Source organism: Morganella psychrotolerans (genome assembly GCF_965118875.1).
GTDB lineage: Bacteria > Pseudomonadota > Gammaproteobacteria > Enterobacterales > Enterobacteriaceae > Morganella > Morganella psychrotolerans_C.
The window spans coordinates 166214-184582 of sequence record NZ_CBCPJD010000014.1; the positions used below are offsets into that span (position 1 = coordinate 166214).

General features: G+C 43.4%; 15 protein-coding genes, 1 tRNA gene and 1 pseudogene. 7 read left to right on the plus strand and 10 right to left on the minus strand.

The genetic code is table 11. The features are described 5' to 3' along the window. Window positions 1–25 precede the first annotated feature (25 nt). Window positions 26–415 (plus strand): cytochrome b562, encoded by a 390-nt coding sequence (gene cybC, locus ACMHKJ_RS14585; protein WP_413494980.1) that lies wholly within the window; start codon window positions 26–28, stop codon window positions 413–415. 72 nt (window positions 416–487) lie between these two features. On the opposite strand, the gene cybB is transcribed toward cybC, so the two are convergent. From cybB to folD, 3 genes are all read right to left on the minus strand, one after another. Continuing rightward, entirely contained in the window at window positions 488–1018 is a 531-nt protein-coding gene (cybB, locus tag ACMHKJ_RS14590; RefSeq protein ID WP_413495009.1) for a cytochrome b561, read from the minus strand. Window positions 1019–1125: 107 nt separating this feature from the next. Beyond that, entirely contained in the window at window positions 1126–1338 is a 213-nt protein-coding gene (gene ybcJ / locus ACMHKJ_RS14595) for a ribosome-associated protein YbcJ (RefSeq protein WP_067421520.1), read from the minus strand. A gap of 2 nt (window positions 1339–1340) precedes the next feature. Continuing rightward, on the minus strand, window positions 1341–2204 hold the full coding sequence (gene folD / locus ACMHKJ_RS14600) for a bifunctional methylenetetrahydrofolate dehydrogenase/methenyltetrahydrofolate cyclohydrolase FolD (protein WP_413494982.1): 864 nt from the start codon (window positions 2202–2204) through the stop codon (window positions 1341–1343). Between the two features lie 190 nt (window positions 2205–2394). Between folD and ACMHKJ_RS14605 the strand changes: the two genes are divergently transcribed. Then, window positions 2395–2471: transfer RNA gene (locus tag ACMHKJ_RS14605), tRNA-Arg, on the plus strand. A gap of 19 nt (window positions 2472–2490) precedes the next feature. Here ACMHKJ_RS14605 and ACMHKJ_RS14610 read toward each other — a convergent pair. After that, window positions 2491–2689 (minus strand): annotated as a pseudogene (locus ACMHKJ_RS14610) (tyrosine-type recombinase/integrase); the annotation flags it as partial. 70 nt (window positions 2690–2759) lie between these two features. On the opposite strand from ACMHKJ_RS14610, the gene ACMHKJ_RS14615 reads away from it, so the two are divergent. Continuing rightward, a complete protein-coding gene (locus ACMHKJ_RS14615) occupies window positions 2760–3479 on the plus strand; it encodes a hypothetical protein (protein WP_413494984.1) in 720 nt (239 codons plus the stop codon). Between the two features lie 236 nt (window positions 3480–3715). Here ACMHKJ_RS14615 and ACMHKJ_RS14620 read toward each other — a convergent pair whose 3' ends face one another. Then, complete coding sequence (locus tag ACMHKJ_RS14620; RefSeq protein WP_413494986.1) at window positions 3716–3949, minus strand: hypothetical protein; 234 nt, start codon at window positions 3947–3949, stop codon at window positions 3716–3718. 265 nt (window positions 3950–4214) lie between these two features. On the opposite strand from ACMHKJ_RS14620, the gene acuR reads away from it, so the two are divergent. Together acuR and acuI are read left to right on the plus strand one after the other, a co-directional pair. Continuing rightward, entirely contained in the window at window positions 4215–4847 is a 633-nt protein-coding gene (gene acuR / locus ACMHKJ_RS14625) for an acrylate utilization transcriptional regulator AcuR (RefSeq protein WP_413495011.1), read from the plus strand. Between the two features lie 140 nt (window positions 4848–4987). Beyond that, entirely contained in the window at window positions 4988–5971 is a 984-nt protein-coding gene (acuI, locus tag ACMHKJ_RS14630) for an acrylyl-CoA reductase (NADPH) (protein WP_413494988.1), read from the plus strand. Between the two features lie 338 nt (window positions 5972–6309). Here the strand turns inward: acuI and ACMHKJ_RS14635 are convergent, their stop codons facing one another. The 5 genes from ACMHKJ_RS14635 to ACMHKJ_RS14655 form a co-directional block, all read right to left on the minus strand. Continuing rightward, entirely contained in the window at window positions 6310–7002 is a 693-nt protein-coding gene (locus ACMHKJ_RS14635) for a fimbrial biogenesis chaperone (RefSeq protein ID WP_413494990.1), read from the minus strand. A 195-nt stretch (window positions 7003–7197) separates the two neighbouring features. Further along, the gene (locus ACMHKJ_RS14640; protein ID WP_413494992.1) at window positions 7198–8529 is read right to left on the minus strand and encodes a fimbrial protein; all 1332 of its coding nucleotides are present in this window, start codon (window positions 8527–8529) and stop codon (window positions 7198–7200) included. 3 nt (window positions 8530–8532) lie between these two features. Beyond that, a complete protein-coding gene (locus ACMHKJ_RS14645) occupies window positions 8533–11082 on the minus strand; it encodes a fimbria/pilus outer membrane usher protein (RefSeq protein ID WP_413494994.1) in 2550 nt (849 codons plus the stop codon). Between the two features lie 26 nt (window positions 11083–11108). Continuing rightward, the gene (locus ACMHKJ_RS14650) at window positions 11109–11816 is read right to left on the minus strand and encodes a fimbrial biogenesis chaperone (RefSeq protein WP_413494996.1); all 708 of its coding nucleotides are present in this window, start codon (window positions 11814–11816) and stop codon (window positions 11109–11111) included. Between the two features lie 84 nt (window positions 11817–11900). After that, window positions 11901–12467, minus strand: a complete 567-nt coding sequence (locus ACMHKJ_RS14655; protein ID WP_413494998.1) for a fimbrial protein — start codon at window positions 12465–12467, stop codon at window positions 11901–11903. Between the two features lie 889 nt (window positions 12468–13356). Between ACMHKJ_RS14655 and ACMHKJ_RS14660 the strand changes: the two genes are divergently transcribed. Both ACMHKJ_RS14660 and ACMHKJ_RS14665 read left to right on the plus strand, forming a co-directional pair. Further along, complete coding sequence (locus ACMHKJ_RS14660) at window positions 13357–14328, plus strand: SPFH domain-containing protein (protein WP_413495000.1); 972 nt, start codon at window positions 13357–13359, stop codon at window positions 14326–14328. Window positions 14329–15113: 785 nt separating this feature from the next. After that, a partial coding sequence (locus ACMHKJ_RS14665) for an Ig-like domain-containing protein (protein ID WP_413495002.1) occupies window positions 15114–18369 on the plus strand: 3256 nt, incomplete at its 3' end.

Consider the following 18369-nt stretch of genomic DNA (forward strand, 5'->3'; position numbering starts at 1 on the left):
ATACTAATAAATAAAGGAAGCGCTGATGAGTAAAAATATATTAGCCCTGCTGGTGGTTTCTGTCTGTGCATTTGGCGCAGTGACCGCATCCGCTGCCGGGCTTTCGGATAATATGAAAACCCTGAACGCAAATTTGCAGGTTGTTGAAAAAACGGATGATGCGGCAGAGCTGAAAAATGCCCTGTCACAAATGCGTACCGCCGCGCTGAGTGCCAAAGAAGAAACACCTGCCAAATTAAAAGGTAAAGCCGCGGACAGTGCAGAAATGAAAGATTACCATCATGGTTATGATGTGCTGGTCGGGCAAATTGACGATGCGCTGAAACTGGCAGACGAAGGAAAAATCCCGCAAGCTAAAGCCATGGCTGAACAATTTAAAGCCACCCGTGGCGAGTATCATAAAAAATACCGCTGACGGAAATGCAGTGAGTTACAAATAAAGAGAAAGGGGAGTGCGGTCGCACTCCCCTTTTTAATGAGTTGATAATCAGTGCCGCTTGCGGGGCATCATGCGCAGCAGCGTATTATCTTTCCAGAAATAGTGATGCGCCAGGGCTGCGGCGGCATGCAGGCCGATAATGAAATAACCGGTATTAGCGATAATTTCATGAATATTTTGTATTTCATACGCGCGGTCTTCATCCGATGTTGCGGATACCGGCATAGGTATACCGAATAATGACCAATCATAACCGTTCAGGTATTTAATACTGAAACCGAGCACCGGTAAGAGAATAAATACCACAAATATGGCCAGATGAGCCAGATGGGATAATCCGGTTATCATCGGTGAGGGCTTTGGTATAATGGCAGGCGCGGGGTATTTTATTCTGGCTGCCAGCCGGACAATCATTAATATACCGACCAGCACGCCACTGCTGTAATGCAGCAGGGATAAAATACTTCTCAGCGGCTCGCTTGCGGTATCCCGTAACAGGGCGCTGGTATAAACAAGAATCACAAGCAGGAAAACAATCCAGTGCAGGGCAATTTGTACAGGTGCGAATTTTTTGGTTATCATTTTTTTGCGGCTCTTTTATACAGATAGACAATTTAATGAATAAGGGTATATATGCCGGATAAAAAAAACCAGAGACAATGCTCTGGTTTATTTACAGACAGATATTATTCAGCCACTTTTACCTGTTGTCCGGCAAATTCAACTGTTTTGCCAGCCACGATTTTGCAGCGTTTACGCGTTTCGGTTTCGCCGTCGACTGTTACCTGACCATCGGCAATAAACTGTTTTGCCGCTGCACCACTGTCTGCCCAGCCCTGAATTTTGAGTAAATCACATAATTCAACGTGCGGGTGTCCTTCGAGATTAAAAATAGCCATGGTTATTCGTCCTTATCGTGAAATTCTTCACAAGCCTGTAATGTGTTCTGAATGAGAGTGGCAACAGTCATCGGGCCAACACCGCCCGGTACCGGGGTTATCCATTCTGCGCGTTCGGCAGCGTCGGCAAAATTAACATCGCCGACCACTTTGCCGTTTTCAAGGCGGTTAATCCCGACATCGATCACGATAGCGCCGGGTTTTATCCACTCTCCGGGAATAAATCCCGGTTTACCAACAGCCACGATCAGCAGATCCGCATGCTCAACATGATGGCGCAGATCTTTGGTGAAACGGTGGGTGACAGTTGTGGTGCAGCCTGCCAGCAGAAGCTCCAGACTCATCGGACGCCCGACAATATTGGATGCGCCGACAATCACGGCATTCAGCCCGAAGGTGTTGATATTACAGCGTTCCAGCAGCGTTACAATACCACGCGGTGTGCAGGGGCGCAGATTTGGCGCGCGCTGGCACAGACGCCCGATATTATACGGATGAAAGCCATCGACATCTTTATCCGGATGGATACGCTCAATCACTTTAACATTATCAATACCGGCAGGTAACGGAAGCTGAACCAGTATCCCGTCAATGGTATTATCATTATTCAGTTCATCTATAAGATGGAGGAGTGTGGCTTCGCTGGTGGTATCGGGCAGGTCATAAGAGCGTGAGATAAATCCGACTTCTTCACAGGAGCGGCGCTTGCTGGCGACATAAATCTGAGACGCGGGGTTCTCGCCGACTAAAATAACGGCCAGTCCGGGAGCCCGTTTTCCCTTAGCCAGACGTTGCTTAACTTTGGCGGCAATTTCTGTCCGGATGGTCTGCGCAATCGTTTTCCCGTCTATAATTTTTGCTGACATTGTGTAAAAATCCATAAAACAGATAAAAGTATGGGCGCTATTCTGTCAGAACATTTCCACTCTGTCAGTCACGTTTTATTATGGTTGCACTGATTACCACCCAAACAGCGACTTTTTTTGATTGACTCACCGCATTTGAGACGTATAATCCATGTCGCTTCAATCAGTTAACCCACTGTTTTTCTTCAGTGCGCCCTTAGCTCAGTTGGATAGAGCAACGGCCTTCTAAGCCGTAGGTCACAGGTTCGAATCCTGTAGGGCGTACCATATGAATCAAAGAGTTATGCTATTTTAATCCTGCCTGATTCCCTCCTTGTGTCGTTACCCTCAAGAATAACGTCAATTTGTCGTGCGTGCTCACTTAAATGATTCGGTGCCAGATGCGCATATCGTCTTAGCATCTCTATGCTTTCCCTCCCTCCCATTTTCTGAAGAGCTGAAAGCGGCACTCCTGATTGTATTAACCAACTAGCCAGAGTGTGTTGTCATCTCAGAGTACTACCGCATAGATAATGACTGTATAGTGAAATTATTGATTTTGATTATGAGGCAGTTATGGACAAAGAGCTGGTATGGCCTGAAGATCTGACAACTAAAGGTGATGATAATAGAAGACAAGCATTACAACGCTTCGATATTTCCCCGTTGATACATTTAGCTCTTCTACCCGGACAGAAATTAACCAACTATCTTAATCGGACAATAACTACCCATTATTATCAGTTTCAGTTCACAGAAAAATCATCCGGGCGGCGGGGGGGCTTTTACTGTGGCGATTCAGCGGCTGAGGGTTCGCCAGCTACGCCCAAGAGTAATAAACAGGAAGGATGGCTGAAACTAGCAGGGTTACAACGATTGCGATGTATTAATCCCCTTGCAATTCCATACATGTGTCCTACAAAAAATGGTGTAACCGGAGAACCATCAGTTCCCAAAAATGAGCATGAGCGCATTGTAGCCGCATTACAATTAGTCAGTGTAACTGCCATATCTGTGTGGAATATGGGTAACAAAGGAAGTATTCTTGCAATGATTTATCGTGATCTTTGCTTCAAACAGTTATATGAAAACCAGCTTCTAAGTAAGATCAAAAGTGTCAATACCATAATTGCCGGAATGAAACATTTGAATGAGGGGGAGAGTTTTCAACTGTATCTTGAGCGGCTTCAGGGTAAGCACCCGGAATGGCGCTTTCGTCATTTCAACAGTGAATTGCTAAAGACTCAGTTACTGACTCATCCGGGAATTACTCCGGAGTCACGAATAATCTTCTGACTTCAAATACTTCTGAGTCTGGACGGGTAATCAGGATGTTCAACATTATGAAAAACCATGGTTATCAGCGTTTCTCATAATGTTGTGCTGTATAACTACCAGACTCAAAATAGTTTATATTTTAAGTTAAATATGACAGCAGGTCTAAATGGAGGCTCTGATATTTTTTGAATAGACAAAACCAGTAATAATAATGAGTCTGTTCGAATCCTGTATACTCGTATCCCACGGTCTATTCACCGGGGTTTATTTTTATTCTTGTTTAGTCTTCTATAAATTGCCGGACCATATAATCCGAGAGCCAAAATAATAAAGGCAACAACCAACAGAGGCCTGTAATTTAGCAGGTGCAGTAAAACAAACGAAGTTCCCGGAATGGCTATCTTTACTCCAAAGATGCTCAGAATAGAAAAAACAAAATCAAGTATCATCATAATAAGCCGGCCGGCAATTTCTACGATAATATCCATTTAATTTCCTTGTACAACTGACTAATTCCCTGCGATTTAATGAGGTTAAATAAAATATTCACAGAAATCTATGATTGAGGATAATGATACTGTGATATTGCCGGTCAGACGGGCTATTTTTGTTTTATACATCCTCCTGTTGTTCATATAATAATAAATAAAATCATGTTGTTATGATGATTGTTTGCATCGATACAAAAAAACCAATAGAATTAACAAGACAATCGGTCTATATTATTATGACTGACCGGAGAGATGCTGAGTGATGAATACATTAACCACAAAACCAAAACGCGGAAGACCGCCGAAGAATTATGATGCGGGCGCTGATATTAAACGACTGCTTATCCGTAGTGGTGTGGAAATGTTTACCGAAAAAGGTTATATGACCTCAGATATCAACGGGATACTGAAGAAGGTCGGTGTGCCGAAAGGCTCGTTTTACTATTATTTTGAGAGCAAAGAGCAATTTGGTCTTGAGATCATGCGCAGTTATGACAACTATTTTTCGCATCTGCTGGATAAATGCCTGTGCGACCCGGAACTACCGCCCCTGGCGCGGATTGAAAAATTTTATCAGTCAGCAAAAGCAGGTATGGAAAAGTATAACTGGCTGCGCGGCTGTTTAGTCGGTAACCTGGGCCAGGAAGTGGCGAATTTACCAGACGGATATGGTGAGATATTAAATACTATTATCAGCGGATGGCAGAAGAAAATAGAAACTTGTCTGTTGGAAGCTCAGGATCGGAATACTATACCGGCAGGAACGGATTGCCGGCTGATGGCAGCTTTTTTCTGGATAGGATGGGAAGGCGCGGTTATGCGGGCAAAACTCACCCGCAATAGTGATCCGCTGGATCTGTTTATATCTGTTTTTATTAACAAAATAATTAAATAGCAGCACTTTTAATACTATAGGCGCAGCTGTTACAGAATAATTTATTAAGTTTCTCTGTTGTTAATGTAACGGAGATTATTTAATAAATTTTTTTACAATTAACCAGACGCCTGGTCTATATTCCCAAAAAGGATAACATTATGTTTAAGTGCATTTTGATTGACAATACTGACGGATATACAGCGAAAGTTGCTCAGATGGATGAGTCTCAGTTGCCGGAGCACAATGTAACTGTACAGATTGATTATTCCACCCTGAATTATAAGGATGGTCTTGCCATTACCGGTAAAGGTCCTGTTGTGCGCAGTTTTCCTATGATCCCGGGGATCGATTTTGCCGGAACCGTGACAGAAAGTAGCTCAGAACTTTATAAAGCGGGTGATAAAGTCATTCTTAATGGCTGGAGTGTCGGCGAAAAATATTGGGGTGGACTTTCTCAGGTAGCTAAAGTGAAAGACAGCTGGCTGACCCGCTTACCGGCAGGGCTGACAACCAAACAGGCGATGATGATTGGTACAGCGGGTTACACAGCAATGCTGGCGGTTCACGCTCTTCTTAAACAAGGGATTACCAAAGAGTCCGGCAAAGTGCTGGTCACCGGCGCCAGCGGTGGTGTGGGCAGCTTTGCGGTGTCATTACTGGCCAAACTCGGTTTTGACGTGATTGCATCCACAGGCCGTACACTGGACACCGCCTATCTGATTGATACACTGGGTGCTAAAGAAATTATGGATCGCAGTGAGTTATCAGCGCCTGGTAAACCACTGACAAAAGAAAGATGGGCAGCCGCGATTGATTGTGTGGGCAGCCATACGCTGGCCGGTGTTTGTGCGGGTACGCAATACGGTGGTGTTGTCGCAGCCTGTGGTTTGGCACAGGGAATGGATTTTAACGGCACAGTTGCACCTTTCATTCTCAGAGGGGTGAGTTTAATCGGGATCGACAGTGTTATGTGTCCGCATGCAGTGAGACAAGCGGCATGGGATCATCTGGCGGAGCTGTCGGATATGAATGTTCTGGCTGAAATTAGTCGTGTTATTCCGTTAGAGGAAGCGATTCCGGCAGCACAGCGTCTACTGGATGGTAAAATTCGTGGACGGGTTGTGGTTGATGTTAATAATTAACTGATATATACCCAACGTCATTCAGGTTGCAGCAAGGCGGCAAGGGAAAACAGACGGGGAGCATAGATAAACTATGTGACCCGGCGGGCTGAGTACCGCCAACGAACCTGCAGTTTGAATGAATAAGGGTATAAAAGAAGTCCTTCAGGAATCCTTCCCGGAGGACTTCTTGCTTACTAAGTTAGCACTATTACGTGCCATGACATATTACTAACTATATTTCATTAGTGAAAGGTGTATTACCAGGTTATTTTTTATTTGTAATTATAATACGAGTAAAATAATACAAGTGAAAACAATACGGCTGGTTGTTATATTCTTGGTGAATATAAAATGGATTATAATAAACGGGATACAGTATGTGAATTTCCGTTATCATCAATAATTATTGCTTCCGCACTGATTTTCCCTGTGTTTCCGGTCGGCGGGGAGGCGATGGTATAGGTTTTTTCCCCGAAAGGCGCGACCATCATATCCGGCATTATTGTCACCGGATAGTATTGACCATCCCAAATCAGTGACAATGATGATAATGAGATGTAATAAGGTGTCGGGTTACGGCACACGATAGTATCCTGCCCGTTTTGCCGGTGATAAGAAAATGTAAGTGCGTCAAGCCGATCATTAAATATTGTATTTAATCCCACCGGACGATAAAAAATTTTTAACTGTGTATTCATCGCCATCAACACTTTATTTTTCTCTGCATCCGCCGTTTTAATTGCCGGTATTTCATATAGATTCAGCCAGAATACCGATTCACGATCGTCGGGCAGCGGTGTTCCGTTATAAATAAGTTCAAGATTGCTGCGCGATTTTGCATCTGACTGAAATATTGCAGGAATAGCGACAAACGGATATTTATCCTCACCGGGTGTTCCGCTGTTTTCACCATCATCTACCCAGGTCTGTACTAAGACAGGATAGTCATTGGTATTGGCCAGTAATAATGTTTTCCGTGATGTATTATCCTGAAAAATAATCCGTGTTGACGATGCAAGCATGCCCGCAACGGCGCTGGTGGTTATCATCAGCGATATCACTGTAACCAGTAAAATTATATTTTGTCTTATAAGCGATAATGATTTCATATCTATACCCAACGTCATTCAAGTTGCAGGAAGGCGGTAAGGGAGGACAGACGGGGAGCATACATTAGTATGTGACCCGGCTGGATGAACGCGGCCAACGAACCTGCGGTTTGAATGAATAAAGGTATACCCGCATTATTGCACCTTAATCAGAACATAGGCCTTTGCATCAACATTGCCCGGCTGCGCCTGCTGCCCGGGCAGGCGGGACAGCGTGGCGGTCAGCTGGATAAGATGGCGGGTATAGCCTGTTGAGGACGATCCGACAGGCGTGGAGCCGGTTAATACCGGAAACCATCCTGCATTTCTTGCGGTTGCCTGGTTACAGGGTGTGGATTCGGTACATCCGCCCCAGCCGACAAACGGCATTCGTTGCCCTGTTGTGGTGTTGCTGAGCGCTATCCCGACACCTGTTGCAACCGACGGTACGCTGTCGTAGCCATCCGATAATAAGTATTCAACGCCACCGGCACTGTTTACCAGCCCGAGCTGACGGGCTTTCTGATAGACATCCTGTGAGGTTTGTAATCCGATAGATGTCTGATTACTATTCACGCCGGAAATAACACCATTATCACACTCCACAGTAATATCAAAAACATTGCTGACTGTCTGACCGGCATTCAGCTGAGTGGCTGAAATACGCGGCAGTTCAACCAGTGGCGTCACATTACGTGCGGCACAGGTTGCGGCATGTGAATAACCGGAAACTGGTGAGCCATTCATACCGATTGACATCCACGAGGAGTAGCTAAATCCCTGATAATTATAGGCTGAATCCGTGCCTTCTTTCGGATAGGTGAAACCGGTCGGTCCTTTAAAGATAATGTAGGCGTTGGGTTGGTTACAGGTATATGTTGAATTGCCGGTCGTCGGCGCCATGCTGTTCGAGCCGCAGTAGTAGCTTGCTCCACCCCGTGGCGGAATAGTACTCACTTTTATCAAATCTACTTTCATCGCACTGATATCACGGACACGGATCTGGATTTTTCCGTTAGCTGTGCCGTAAGTGGTGATAGGCGTTTGCTGCCAGAACCGGGTAAAGGGCTTGCCTGAATTCATGTGTGTAAATTTGATGGCGGTATAGGGAAACCAGGTGGCGAAATGGTTTTCATATCCGTCAATTTTCCCGATATCGTGAAACCCGCCGTGGCGGTCATCTCCGTTTGTGGCAAATAATTCATAAATATCATTTTTATCGGCTAAATCACATTCATACAGAACCGTATCCGGGTCCGGAAACAGAGGGGATTGTGACCAACTGGTCACGGATGACGCCAATATCGTTCCGACCGGCTGTAAATAGGCGCTGGTCATATTGATATTGCCAAGTCCGGTACCGAGACCGGATTTATCCGCACCTGTTGCGGTGGTATTTTTGCGGACACAGCGGGCCTCGGCGGTCACACTGTAAAATGACAGCAATACGATAAAAGATAAAAAAACCGGTTTGATTGCACGTTTCATTTATTATTTTTCCGTTGTTGGCTGACACGTCAGCGCCATTGAGACCAGAGGTGCGGGTTTGTCATCCGGTAACCGGTAGCTGGTGGTACAGGCGTCGTTTGCGCCGGTGCCCCAGACTATCCGCAGTTTTCCTTCCGGTTTTTCTGCCCGGAAATAGAGCTGATTAGCCTGACCCACCATTCCCAGTACATGATCATTTTCATCAAGTACCCGGCTGCCCATCGGGATTGTCGCGGTTGTTTTACGCAGCAGTGTGATAAGAACCGGTTGCCCGTAATGCGTGTCATATTTAAGTCGGAGCATTGCCCCGCCATAAGGCGCGGTTCTTTTCTCCGGCTGACGGATTTCAGCTTGAGCATCAATACCTTCACTGCTCAGCATAACGGAGTTGTATTGATAAGGTATCAGTGACGGTACCAGTGCATAACCCGCACTGTTAATCGTTGTTCCGCTGCGGCTGACGACAGTGGCGCCTTTGGCGCCCTCTGCTTCAATAAGCGCAAATGTATCTCCGAGATACGGACCCGCCGTGACCCCGCCGCGGTGCAATACCAGGCTGCCCTGTGCGCCTGCGGATGCCTGCCAGTAATCCTGCCCCTTTGATGCACCAACACGCAGATTGGTCAGCGGTAATTGTGTTTGCAGTGCGCCGGAAACAGTTCCCCTGCTTATCTGGTTATCCGCAATATAGCTGAGCCCGTAACTGATTGGCTGGTTTTCGGAACCAGCCAGACCGGATAGGTTAGTTTGGTAATCATTTTTCCCCTGACTGTGGTTAGAGGAAAACGCTATGTTCGGGGAATATAACTGGCTGCCGAGAGGCATGCTGACACCGAAAGAAACGAAATTCTGACCTTTTCCGCTACTGTTTGCGTCTCCGGACTGATACCCGTCACCCGCCAGCGCATTTGTCATTCTGGCAACGGATAAATTCACAGATACACTGTTATCAAATACTTTGTTCCAGGAGAGCTGAAGCTGATCATTTTTCTCTCCGGAATTATGATAATTTTCCCGTGAGGCGGATAACCCGAGGTTACCAAACTGATTCAGGTTCTGGTTCAGCGTAATATCAAAGCGTGAGCGCTGGCGCAGGATACGGGATTCCCAGTCAGAAACATGGTTATCAGATAAATAATCTGCACTCAGTTTGTCATTGAGTGTCCGGAAACCATTGGTGGAATAATGGTAGCTGGACAGCGTCACTGAGGTATCAGTCGGTTGAAATGTTTTACTGTATGACGCATGGAACCGCCAGCCGGTTTCTGTATTACCGGGAAGTTTTGCATTGGACAGCGTGGCATTGAAACTGAATGCACCGAAACGGTTTGTGTGTACGCCGCCTGCCATAATCGCCTGATACCCTTTTGCCAGCTGATTAGCAACATTAAGTGTGACCTGGTTTGTCAGACCATGTTGTACGACCACTTCACTGAAATTATCATTGCGATCAGTAAACCGGGTTTCTCCCAGTGTTACTGAGTATTTTGTACTGCCGGGTCTGACTGATTCGGGAACTGCCGAAAAGGGAACAATAAAACTGTTTATACTGCCGTCAGCTTCTGTTACTTCAACCCGCAGGTCACCGGCATAGTTTGTAGAATAAAGGTCATTTATTTCAAAAGGACCGGGGGCCACCGTCGTGGAATAAATTTGCTGATTTCCCTGCCAGACAGCGACTTTTGCATTACTGTTTGCTATTCCCTGAATTCTCGGGGCGTATCCGCGTTCATTATTTGGCAGCATTCTTTCGTCTGTGCTCAGACGCACACCTTTGAATCCCATACCGGATAAAAAATTACCGGAGGTAAATCCTTCACCTATTAATAACTGACTACCTATTTCATAAATAGCGCGCTGAATATAACGCCGGCCGGTATTCCATTTTCCGCCGGTATTTTTTGACCAGTTATACTGGCTTTCCTGGCGAAAATTCCACAGACCTAAATTGAACCCGCCATTAAGGCTCAGATAAGTAGAGTCCATATCACTGACTCTGTCATTCCGGTAACTGACGTGATACTGATTAAGATTATAGTTGGCAAACAGCATTGTTTCACCGCTGTCCAGACTCTCCTGCGCAATACGCTGCTGAAGGTGGCTGACCAGCATCGCCTGAGGAATGGTAAAGTTCAGTTTAAGTTCAGCATGATTAAAACGGCTGGTAATATTCTCTCCGATTTCTCCGGAAAAATAACACCCGGTATTACCTGACAGTTCAGGCGCTGTTTTTAATCCTAATAATTCGATTTGATCGGGTGTCAGGCAGGCGGAAATTTTTCCGTTCTTCTCATTTTTAAACGAGACAGAGAGCTGCGCGATAAATTTTTCGTTAACCAGTAATTCAATTTTATATATACCGGGAGGGATGCTATTTTTTGTATCAAAAGCCTGTAAGGCATTATTCGACAGAACTGTTCCACGGATAAGTGACGGATCAAAATAATAATCGTCATCATTACCCGCGCGTGCAGAATGTAAACTGCTGAGGCAGTAGCCCAGCAGGAACAGTGCAATTTTGTAACGGGTGGAATAAGTAATGATGAGTTTCATATTATCGTCTGTCACTTCAGTAATAATCAGGGTAAATTAATTGTGCGTGTTTTTTCGACGCCATAATCATTAATAGCGCCCAGGCTGACAGTTACTTTTCCTGTTTTATAACCGGCGGTCAGTGGCCACTTTGCAACAGAGAAGGGCGGGATCATGTCAGTATCCTCTATTTGTTGACGTTGCTTGCCACTTGACAGTGTGACAAATGAGATACTGGCATGAAACGGCGTCGGGTTACGGACATCAAGATTGCTGCCATTGCGGGTAAATTCCAGCTTATCAATAACGTTATTTGTTTCATTTCCGATAGCAGCAGGACGATAAAATAATTTCAGGCGATTAGTGACAACAATCATAAGTTTATTTTTATCTGCATCTTCTTTTTTAACAGAAGGAATACTCAGGTAATTAAAGTAAAATACACTTTCACGATCGTCGGGTAATTTACTTCCGGTAAAAGTCAATTTTACATTTTGTTTATTATTTTCAGTAATATTAAAAATAGCAGGAACCGCAACAAACGGACCATCTGCATTTTCTGGTGTGGATTTCGGATTATTAATATCTGTCCAGATCTGTACCAACGACGGGGTTTCATTGTCATTTGAGAAGAGTAATGTTTTATCTCTGCTCTCTTCAGCATAGATAATACGGTTACCGAGCATAGTGACACTGGCACCGGCATAGAAAGATGTGAGTAAACACAGTGTACTTAAAATAAGTGATTTTTTCATAAAATGGCCTTACAGCGGCACTCTGTCTGTATTTTGATGAGCACCGCTTATTATGTTCAGTAAGTCATTGTTTATAAATGACTATTATTTATAGGTAATAGCATATTGTGCGCTGGCCATAACCGTACCGGCAGTAATAGTACTGTCTTCCGCATAATAACGGGCAACATAAGTGATAGGTGCTACTGAGCCATCGTCAGCGATAGTAACCGGCTGTGAAGACTTAACTAAATCACCGGAGGTAAATTTAAACGGAATATCGTTGTCAGTTAACTGAATAGATACGCCGGCAGCATCACCGGTATTTCCCAGGTTATTGGCGGTAGTGACGGCATTACCGACAAATGCAATATGCAGCGAGCTTTCCATATTATTTGCAGTGCCACCGGTTTTTGTCGGGGAACAGCCACTGACATTAATTGTAAACTCAGTATCACCGGCAGTTTTACCTGTAGTAATAGTGGCACCATCTTTGAATTCATTCAGAGAAACGGTAGGCAGTAATACAATCGGGCTTTTTTCTGTACCATTGATGTCCAGAGAGCATGTCTGATTAGCCACTTCACCTCTGAAACGAACGGTATTGTCAGACGCGGCAAAAGCAGATGTTGCACATGCTGCGGTAATAATCGCAATAAGTGTTTTTTTCATTTTTTATTCCTGTTTATATAAAATGGTTAATAATATAATGGGACGTTACCTGCCATGATGCATGGATACATCTGTAGTGCAGGTAAATAAACTGTATTATTAATATAAATAAACGTTAGTTAAATGTGATAGTGTTATTTCAGTTTAAAATAAATTGTAAATAAATTAAATTTAATATATCTATTTAACTATCGGGTTGAAATCGACAATAGTGTTCTGTTACTTTTTTAGTGGATATAAAACATATCAAATCTAAACTCCCGGTCATTGTATTAAGTATTTTTACAACTATCAAGAGTGACAGTTTTGGTTTTACAGAAAAATGAAAGATGGTGTAAGTTTACAATTAACGCGTTAAATTAGTTAAATTAATTACTTATGGGATATTATATGACAGGTAAAGTCTGTAACTGACAATCCAATAGTGATATATGATGCAACTTTGCATGACGTTTTCAGTATACAGAATAAAACTCTGAAAAATCATCTGGTTCATATCTTGTTATATACAGACATGATTTACTTGTAATCACTGTAAGTAAATGTGTTGGATGGTGTTTATTTGTGTCATATTTAATTTTTTTATATTGTTTTCAGGTGGATATGATTTTTCATTATATAGCTACTTACATATTAAATGGTATTATCTCGTAACATAAGTAATAAGTTAGATTATATCTGGTGCGATGATATTTTTATGACCAGCCTGTAACCGGTGATTTATCTTAAAATCAAGCGTTGTTGAATTTTTTAGCGATACTCCGGTATTTACTGTATTTTATTAATTATGATACGTAAAAATCATATTTTTTATTATCAATTAAGATGTAGGTGTTAGTATTTATAAAAATTATTTTTTAACTAAGAATTATCTTATGGGAATAAGTGAATGCAAATGACGCAGGCAGGGAATACAGTCAAACTGAAATCAGTGATTAAATTAGTTGTTATTGCAGGAATCCTTTTTGTTGCGGGGATCACCGGTTTTAATTCATATACGATTGTGCAGGATGGTTCGGTAAAGGTGGGTACATTTTTAGGGAAGGTCAATCCGGTAGCGTATGACGCAGGGCTGCATTTCCCGATAAACCCGTTTATGGTATTTGATACGTATTCGACAAAAGATATCCGCGTATCACTGAAAGAGTTGCGTGTGCCCTCGCAGGATAAATTAAAGTCCATTGTGGATATTACCGTTATGTTGCAGTTTGATGGTGCAAAAGCTCCTGTATTAAGGATTAATGGCGGGACAGAAAGTGAAGCGCTGGATAAATATGTCCGCCAGAAACTGATCTCCACTATTCTTGAATTCGGCAAAGATGTGGCGAATGCACAGGATTTATACACAGCGGATACTCAGCGTAAATTACAGGAATCTATCCGTGATGCGATACAGGGTTACGCCTCACCTTATGGTTATACGATCAAAGAAATTATGATCCAGGATATTACGTTGCCGGAAGTTGTTCAGGAGCAGGTGGTAAATACCAAGATGCGTCAGGAACAAATAAATCAGGCGAAAGCAGAAGCAGAGAAAGAGCGTGAATTAGCACAGAAAAAAGTGGTTGTTGCCGAAGCTGAGCGTGAATCTTCAGAACAACAGGCGATAGCCCGTGAACGAAATGCACAGGCCAGCTCATTTGCTATGCGTCAGGAAGCTGATGCAAGATTGTATGCCGCTCAGAAAGAAGCGGAAGGTAACGCCATATTACAACGCACGATTACCCGTGAAATGATCAGTTGGAAGCAATTGGAGATTGAGCAGGTAAAAGCGCATAAATATAAAGGTGAAGTCCCTAATATTGTTGTTGGTGCCGATTATGACGGAAAAATGATCATGGATATGCGCAGCCAGCAGTAAGAAAATAAATAATAAAGAAGAGTAATACCTGTTAAGAAACCGCTTTGCATTGAGTGCATAGCGGTTTTTTTATTTCAACAGATAGTAATTTTTATATGAAATAGTCACGGTAATAAATTATTTTAGTTTGCTAAATAGCAAGTGGATATTTTATTTGTTTTCCCAATCTAAAAATGAATATTAAATATTCTGCTTTTATTTTCCATTTGGTGATTATTGTATTTTACATCTATGTTCGTACTCAGGTTATCAGCATGGCTTTTATGGGTTTTTTATCCGGGTAATAGTATGTAAATAAGAAGTATCTTGAGTGTTTTTACTTGCAATATAAGTATCTTTATTTTTATCGGCATTATTATCTTGTTGTTTTTATTTTCATGGTCGATTAATCCAGTCATGAACAAAAAAAGAGCATGTTTATTTCTCTTATTGTTTTTTAATAAATAATGTTAATTATGTGGCAGGGTTTATTATTGATTATGAACACACTGTATTCACTTATCGATAGTTCATCAACCAAAAACATGCTAATCCTGATGTTATCGTTTTATCTTTATCTCCTGTATATCTATTTTTACGCATTTAATGTAAAACACGTATGTAATTATTGTGTCCTTACTGAGTTAGGCAATATTCAAATAATCATAATATGTTCATCAGGATTGACGTCTCCGTTATTTAATAAGTAACGGGAGTTCATTTTATTATCTCTATTTTCAAAAAATCATAAAGCCGGGTATTTTACTTGTCTGTGGGAAATATAAAAGTTTTCAGGAGCTTAAGCCATGTCTATTGTTATCGGGATAGTTGATAAAATAAGTCGTATTGCAAAATTCACATCAACAACAAAAAAAGGCAATACACTGTTTTTACATGCACAGGAAGGCATGGATTATGTTGTTGTTGACAAACAAACAGGTTTCGCACCAAAGAAAATAATTGCGATACGTGACGGTAATAACCTGAAATTATTTGTTGAGGGTGAGAATGACCCCTCCGTTATTATTGAAGATTATTATTTATATCCGGCACAGGTTATCGGACAGACAGCTGACGGCACTGTTCATAATTATGTTCCGTTATCAGCCTCAGAGCAGGAACAGGTCGGCGGCCTTGAGGATCACCAGGCTGCGGTACAGATACTCAGTAGTGAACAGCAAGCACCGATTACCTGGGAAACGAATGATACTGACTGGGGACTAATTACCTTAATTGCTTACGGATTAACCATTGCCGGTGCAATGGCACTGATGATTACTCACGGCGGTGGTGGTGAAAGTAAGAAAGAAGATACCGTCGTAAATACCAAAGCCCTTATTGATGATATTCAGGACTCACAAGCTCCCCAGACAGGCAGTGTTAAGCGTGGCGGAAGTACAAATGATGAAACACCGACATTGCTGGGACACCTTAATCAGGCATTAGCATCAGGCGAATCCGTTATTATTTACCGTAACGGCGTAAAAATTGGTACAGCAAAAGTCAAGGGCAATGACTGGACTTTTGAAGATGTTACCGGTGGTTTAATCACTGACAAAACATACACCTATACTGTACGGGTTGAGCACAGTGACGGTACAAAGGGTGCTGTTTCTGACGGATATGACATTGTTTTTGATAACAGCGCTCCGACGCAGGGTGTCACTATCACGGATGTAGTGGATGATGTTGCACCGCTCATCGGCAGTGTGGCAAATAATGGTTATACCAATGACACTAACCCTGTTATCAGCGGAACACTGACACATGGCACAGATAAAGGTGAATATGTTGTTGTTCTGCGCAATGGTGTGGTTGTCGGAAAAGCATTAGTTACCGGAACGACCTGGACATTTGCAGACACCGGTCTGGCTGACGGCGAAACCTATGTGTATACCGCGCAGGTAAAAGATGCCTCTGGTAACTCAGGTGCGATATCAAAAGGCTATATAATTCATATTGATACTACAACACCGGATCACGCTGTTTCTATTGATGGTGTATACGATGATGTGGCTCCCGGAATCGGCATTATCGGAAATAATGGTGTAACCAATGATACCACACCAGAATTGCGCGGACAGATTGATAAAGTACTGGCAGACAATGAAACACTGGTTATTTACCGTGACGGTAAAAAAATCGGTGACGCAGTTGTTGAAGGGACGTCATGGCATTACACCGACTCAGGGCTTGAAAATAACACGCAATACAAGTATACCGCGCAGGTAGAAGACCTGGCAGGTAATACTGGTCCCGGCTCAAATAATTACAGTATCAATATCAATTTTACCGGTCCGTCTCAGTTAGTTGCGATTACCGCAGTGACTGATGATGTAGATCCGGTCACCGGCAATGTGGCGCACAAAGGCCACACTAATGATACTAAACCGGATATCAGCGGTACTTTGAGTGCGGTGTTGAATAACGGCGAGGTGGTTGCAGTTTACCGTGACGGCATAAAAGCCGGTGACGCAACCGTGACAGGTAATACCTGGACGTATCATGAAGCTCCCGCACTGAGTGACGGCAAACATACTTATACCGCCTATGTGGAAGATGCGGCTCACAACTTGGGAGCAGCTTCCAACAGCTATGAAATTACAGTTGATACAGTTGCACCGGACCAGACTATCACGCTGACTGAAATTACGGATAACAAAGATCCTGTCACCGGAAAAATTCCGCAGGGCGGCGAAACCAACGATGATACCCCGACTCTGCACGGTAAACTCAGCAGCGAATTAAGTGCGGGCGAAGTTGTTGTTATTTATCGTAACGGCACAAAAGTGGGTATTGCGGATACTGACGGTACACAATGGTCATTTGAAGATGCCGGGCTGGCAAGTGGTTCAAAATACAATTATTACGCTCAGGTGGAAGACCTGGCGGGTAATATCAGTCAGCCGTCAAACGATTACAATATTACGCTGAACACTAATGGTGCATCACAAAGTACACACATTCTGAGCATTACGGATGATCAGGATCCTGTTACCGGGAATGTGTTGAACGGCGGATATACTAACGATATCACCCCAACACTGACCGGCTCTGTAACCGCAGAACTCTCCGGATCTGAAAAACTGATTATTTACCGTAACGGCACAGAAGCCGGACTGGCAACAGTGAAAGGAACTTCATGGACATTCACGGATACGCTGGATAACAGTGATGGTCACTATGTTTATACCGCAGCGGTGAAAGATGCGGCCGGTAATCAGGGGGCGATGTCGAATGATTACAGTATCAATGTTGATGTTACCGCACCAAGCCAGACCGTGGTTGTCACTCATATTATTGATGATGAAGGTGCATGGCAGGGGAATGTTGCTAAAGACGGCATAACGGATGATAAAACCCCGACTGTTGTCGGTACTCTGAATGCTGATCTGGGTAAAACTGAAATGCTGGCGGTTTACCGTAACGGTAAACTGGTCGGTACTGCGGTCGTTTACAATAAAGAGTGGGCATTTACTGATAGCCTGGCGAACGACGGAAGCTATGTCTATACCGCTCGTGTGGTTGATAAGGCGGGTAACAAAGGTCATTTATCCGATGAGTTTGGTATTACCGTTGACACCGGCTTCCCGTCACAGCAGGTAACTATCACCGATATTCAGGATGATAAAGCACCACAAACCGGCAGCGTGGCAAATAATGGTTTCACCAATGATGATACCCCGACGCTGCACGGTAAATTGACAGGTGAGTTGCTCACCGGTCAGAACGTAATTATTTTCCGTAACGGCGTTGAAGTGAATAAAGCCGTTGTTAACGGAACTGACTGGACGTTCAGTGATAGTGGTCTGACGGACGGTAATACGTATATTTATACTGCAGTTATTCGTAATGCCGCCGGTAATACAGGTAATATGTCAGATGGCTATACCATTACTATGGATACCTCTGCACCAAGTCAGAGCGTACAAATTACCACTATTATGGATGATGTGGCGCCGCTGACCGGCGAAGTGAAAAACGGCGGTTACACCAATGACACCACTCCGCAGCTGCAGGGCAAACTGAGTGCGGCCTTAGGCAGCGGTGAGTACGTGGTGC

Bases quoted from the DNA above. Each gene is read 5' to 3' on its own strand.
- cybC (WP_413494980.1), top strand. From the start codon at position 26: ATGAGTAAAAATATATTAGCCCTGCTGGTGGTTTCTGTCTGTGCATTT.
- ybcJ (WP_067421520.1), bottom strand. From the start codon at position 1,338: ATGGCTATTTTTAATCTCGAAGGACACCCGCACGTTGAATTATGTGAT.
- folD (WP_413494982.1), bottom strand. From the start codon at position 2,204: ATGTCAGCAAAAATTATAGACGGGAAAACGATTGCGCAGACCATCCGG.
- ACMHKJ_RS14615 (WP_413494984.1), top strand. From the start codon at position 2,760: ATGGACAAAGAGCTGGTATGGCCTGAAGATCTGACAACTAAAGGTGAT.
- ACMHKJ_RS14620 (WP_413494986.1), bottom strand. From the start codon at position 3,949: ATGGATATTATCGTAGAAATTGCCGGCCGGCTTATTATGATGATACTT.
- acuR (WP_413495011.1), top strand. From the start codon at position 4,215: ATGAATACATTAACCACAAAACCAAAACGCGGAAGACCGCCGAAGAAT.
- acuI (WP_413494988.1), top strand. From the start codon at position 4,988: ATGTTTAAGTGCATTTTGATTGACAATACTGACGGATATACAGCGAAA.
- ACMHKJ_RS14635 (WP_413494990.1), bottom strand. From the start codon at position 7,002: ATGATAACCACCAGCGCCGTTGCGGGCATGCTTGCATCGTCAACACGG.
- ACMHKJ_RS14640 (WP_413494992.1), bottom strand. From the start codon at position 8,529: ATGAAACGTGCAATCAAACCGGTTTTTTTATCTTTTATCGTATTGCTG.
- ACMHKJ_RS14645 (WP_413494994.1), bottom strand. From the start codon at position 11,082: ATGAAACTCATCATTACTTATTCCACCCGTTACAAAATTGCACTGTTC.
- ACMHKJ_RS14650 (WP_413494996.1), bottom strand. From the start codon at position 11,816: ATGAAAAAATCACTTATTTTAAGTACACTGTGTTTACTCACATCTTTC.
- ACMHKJ_RS14655 (WP_413494998.1), bottom strand. From the start codon at position 12,467: ATGAAAAAAACACTTATTGCGATTATTACCGCAGCATGTGCAACATCT.
- ACMHKJ_RS14660 (WP_413495000.1), top strand. From the start codon at position 13,357: ATGCAAATGACGCAGGCAGGGAATACAGTCAAACTGAAATCAGTGATT.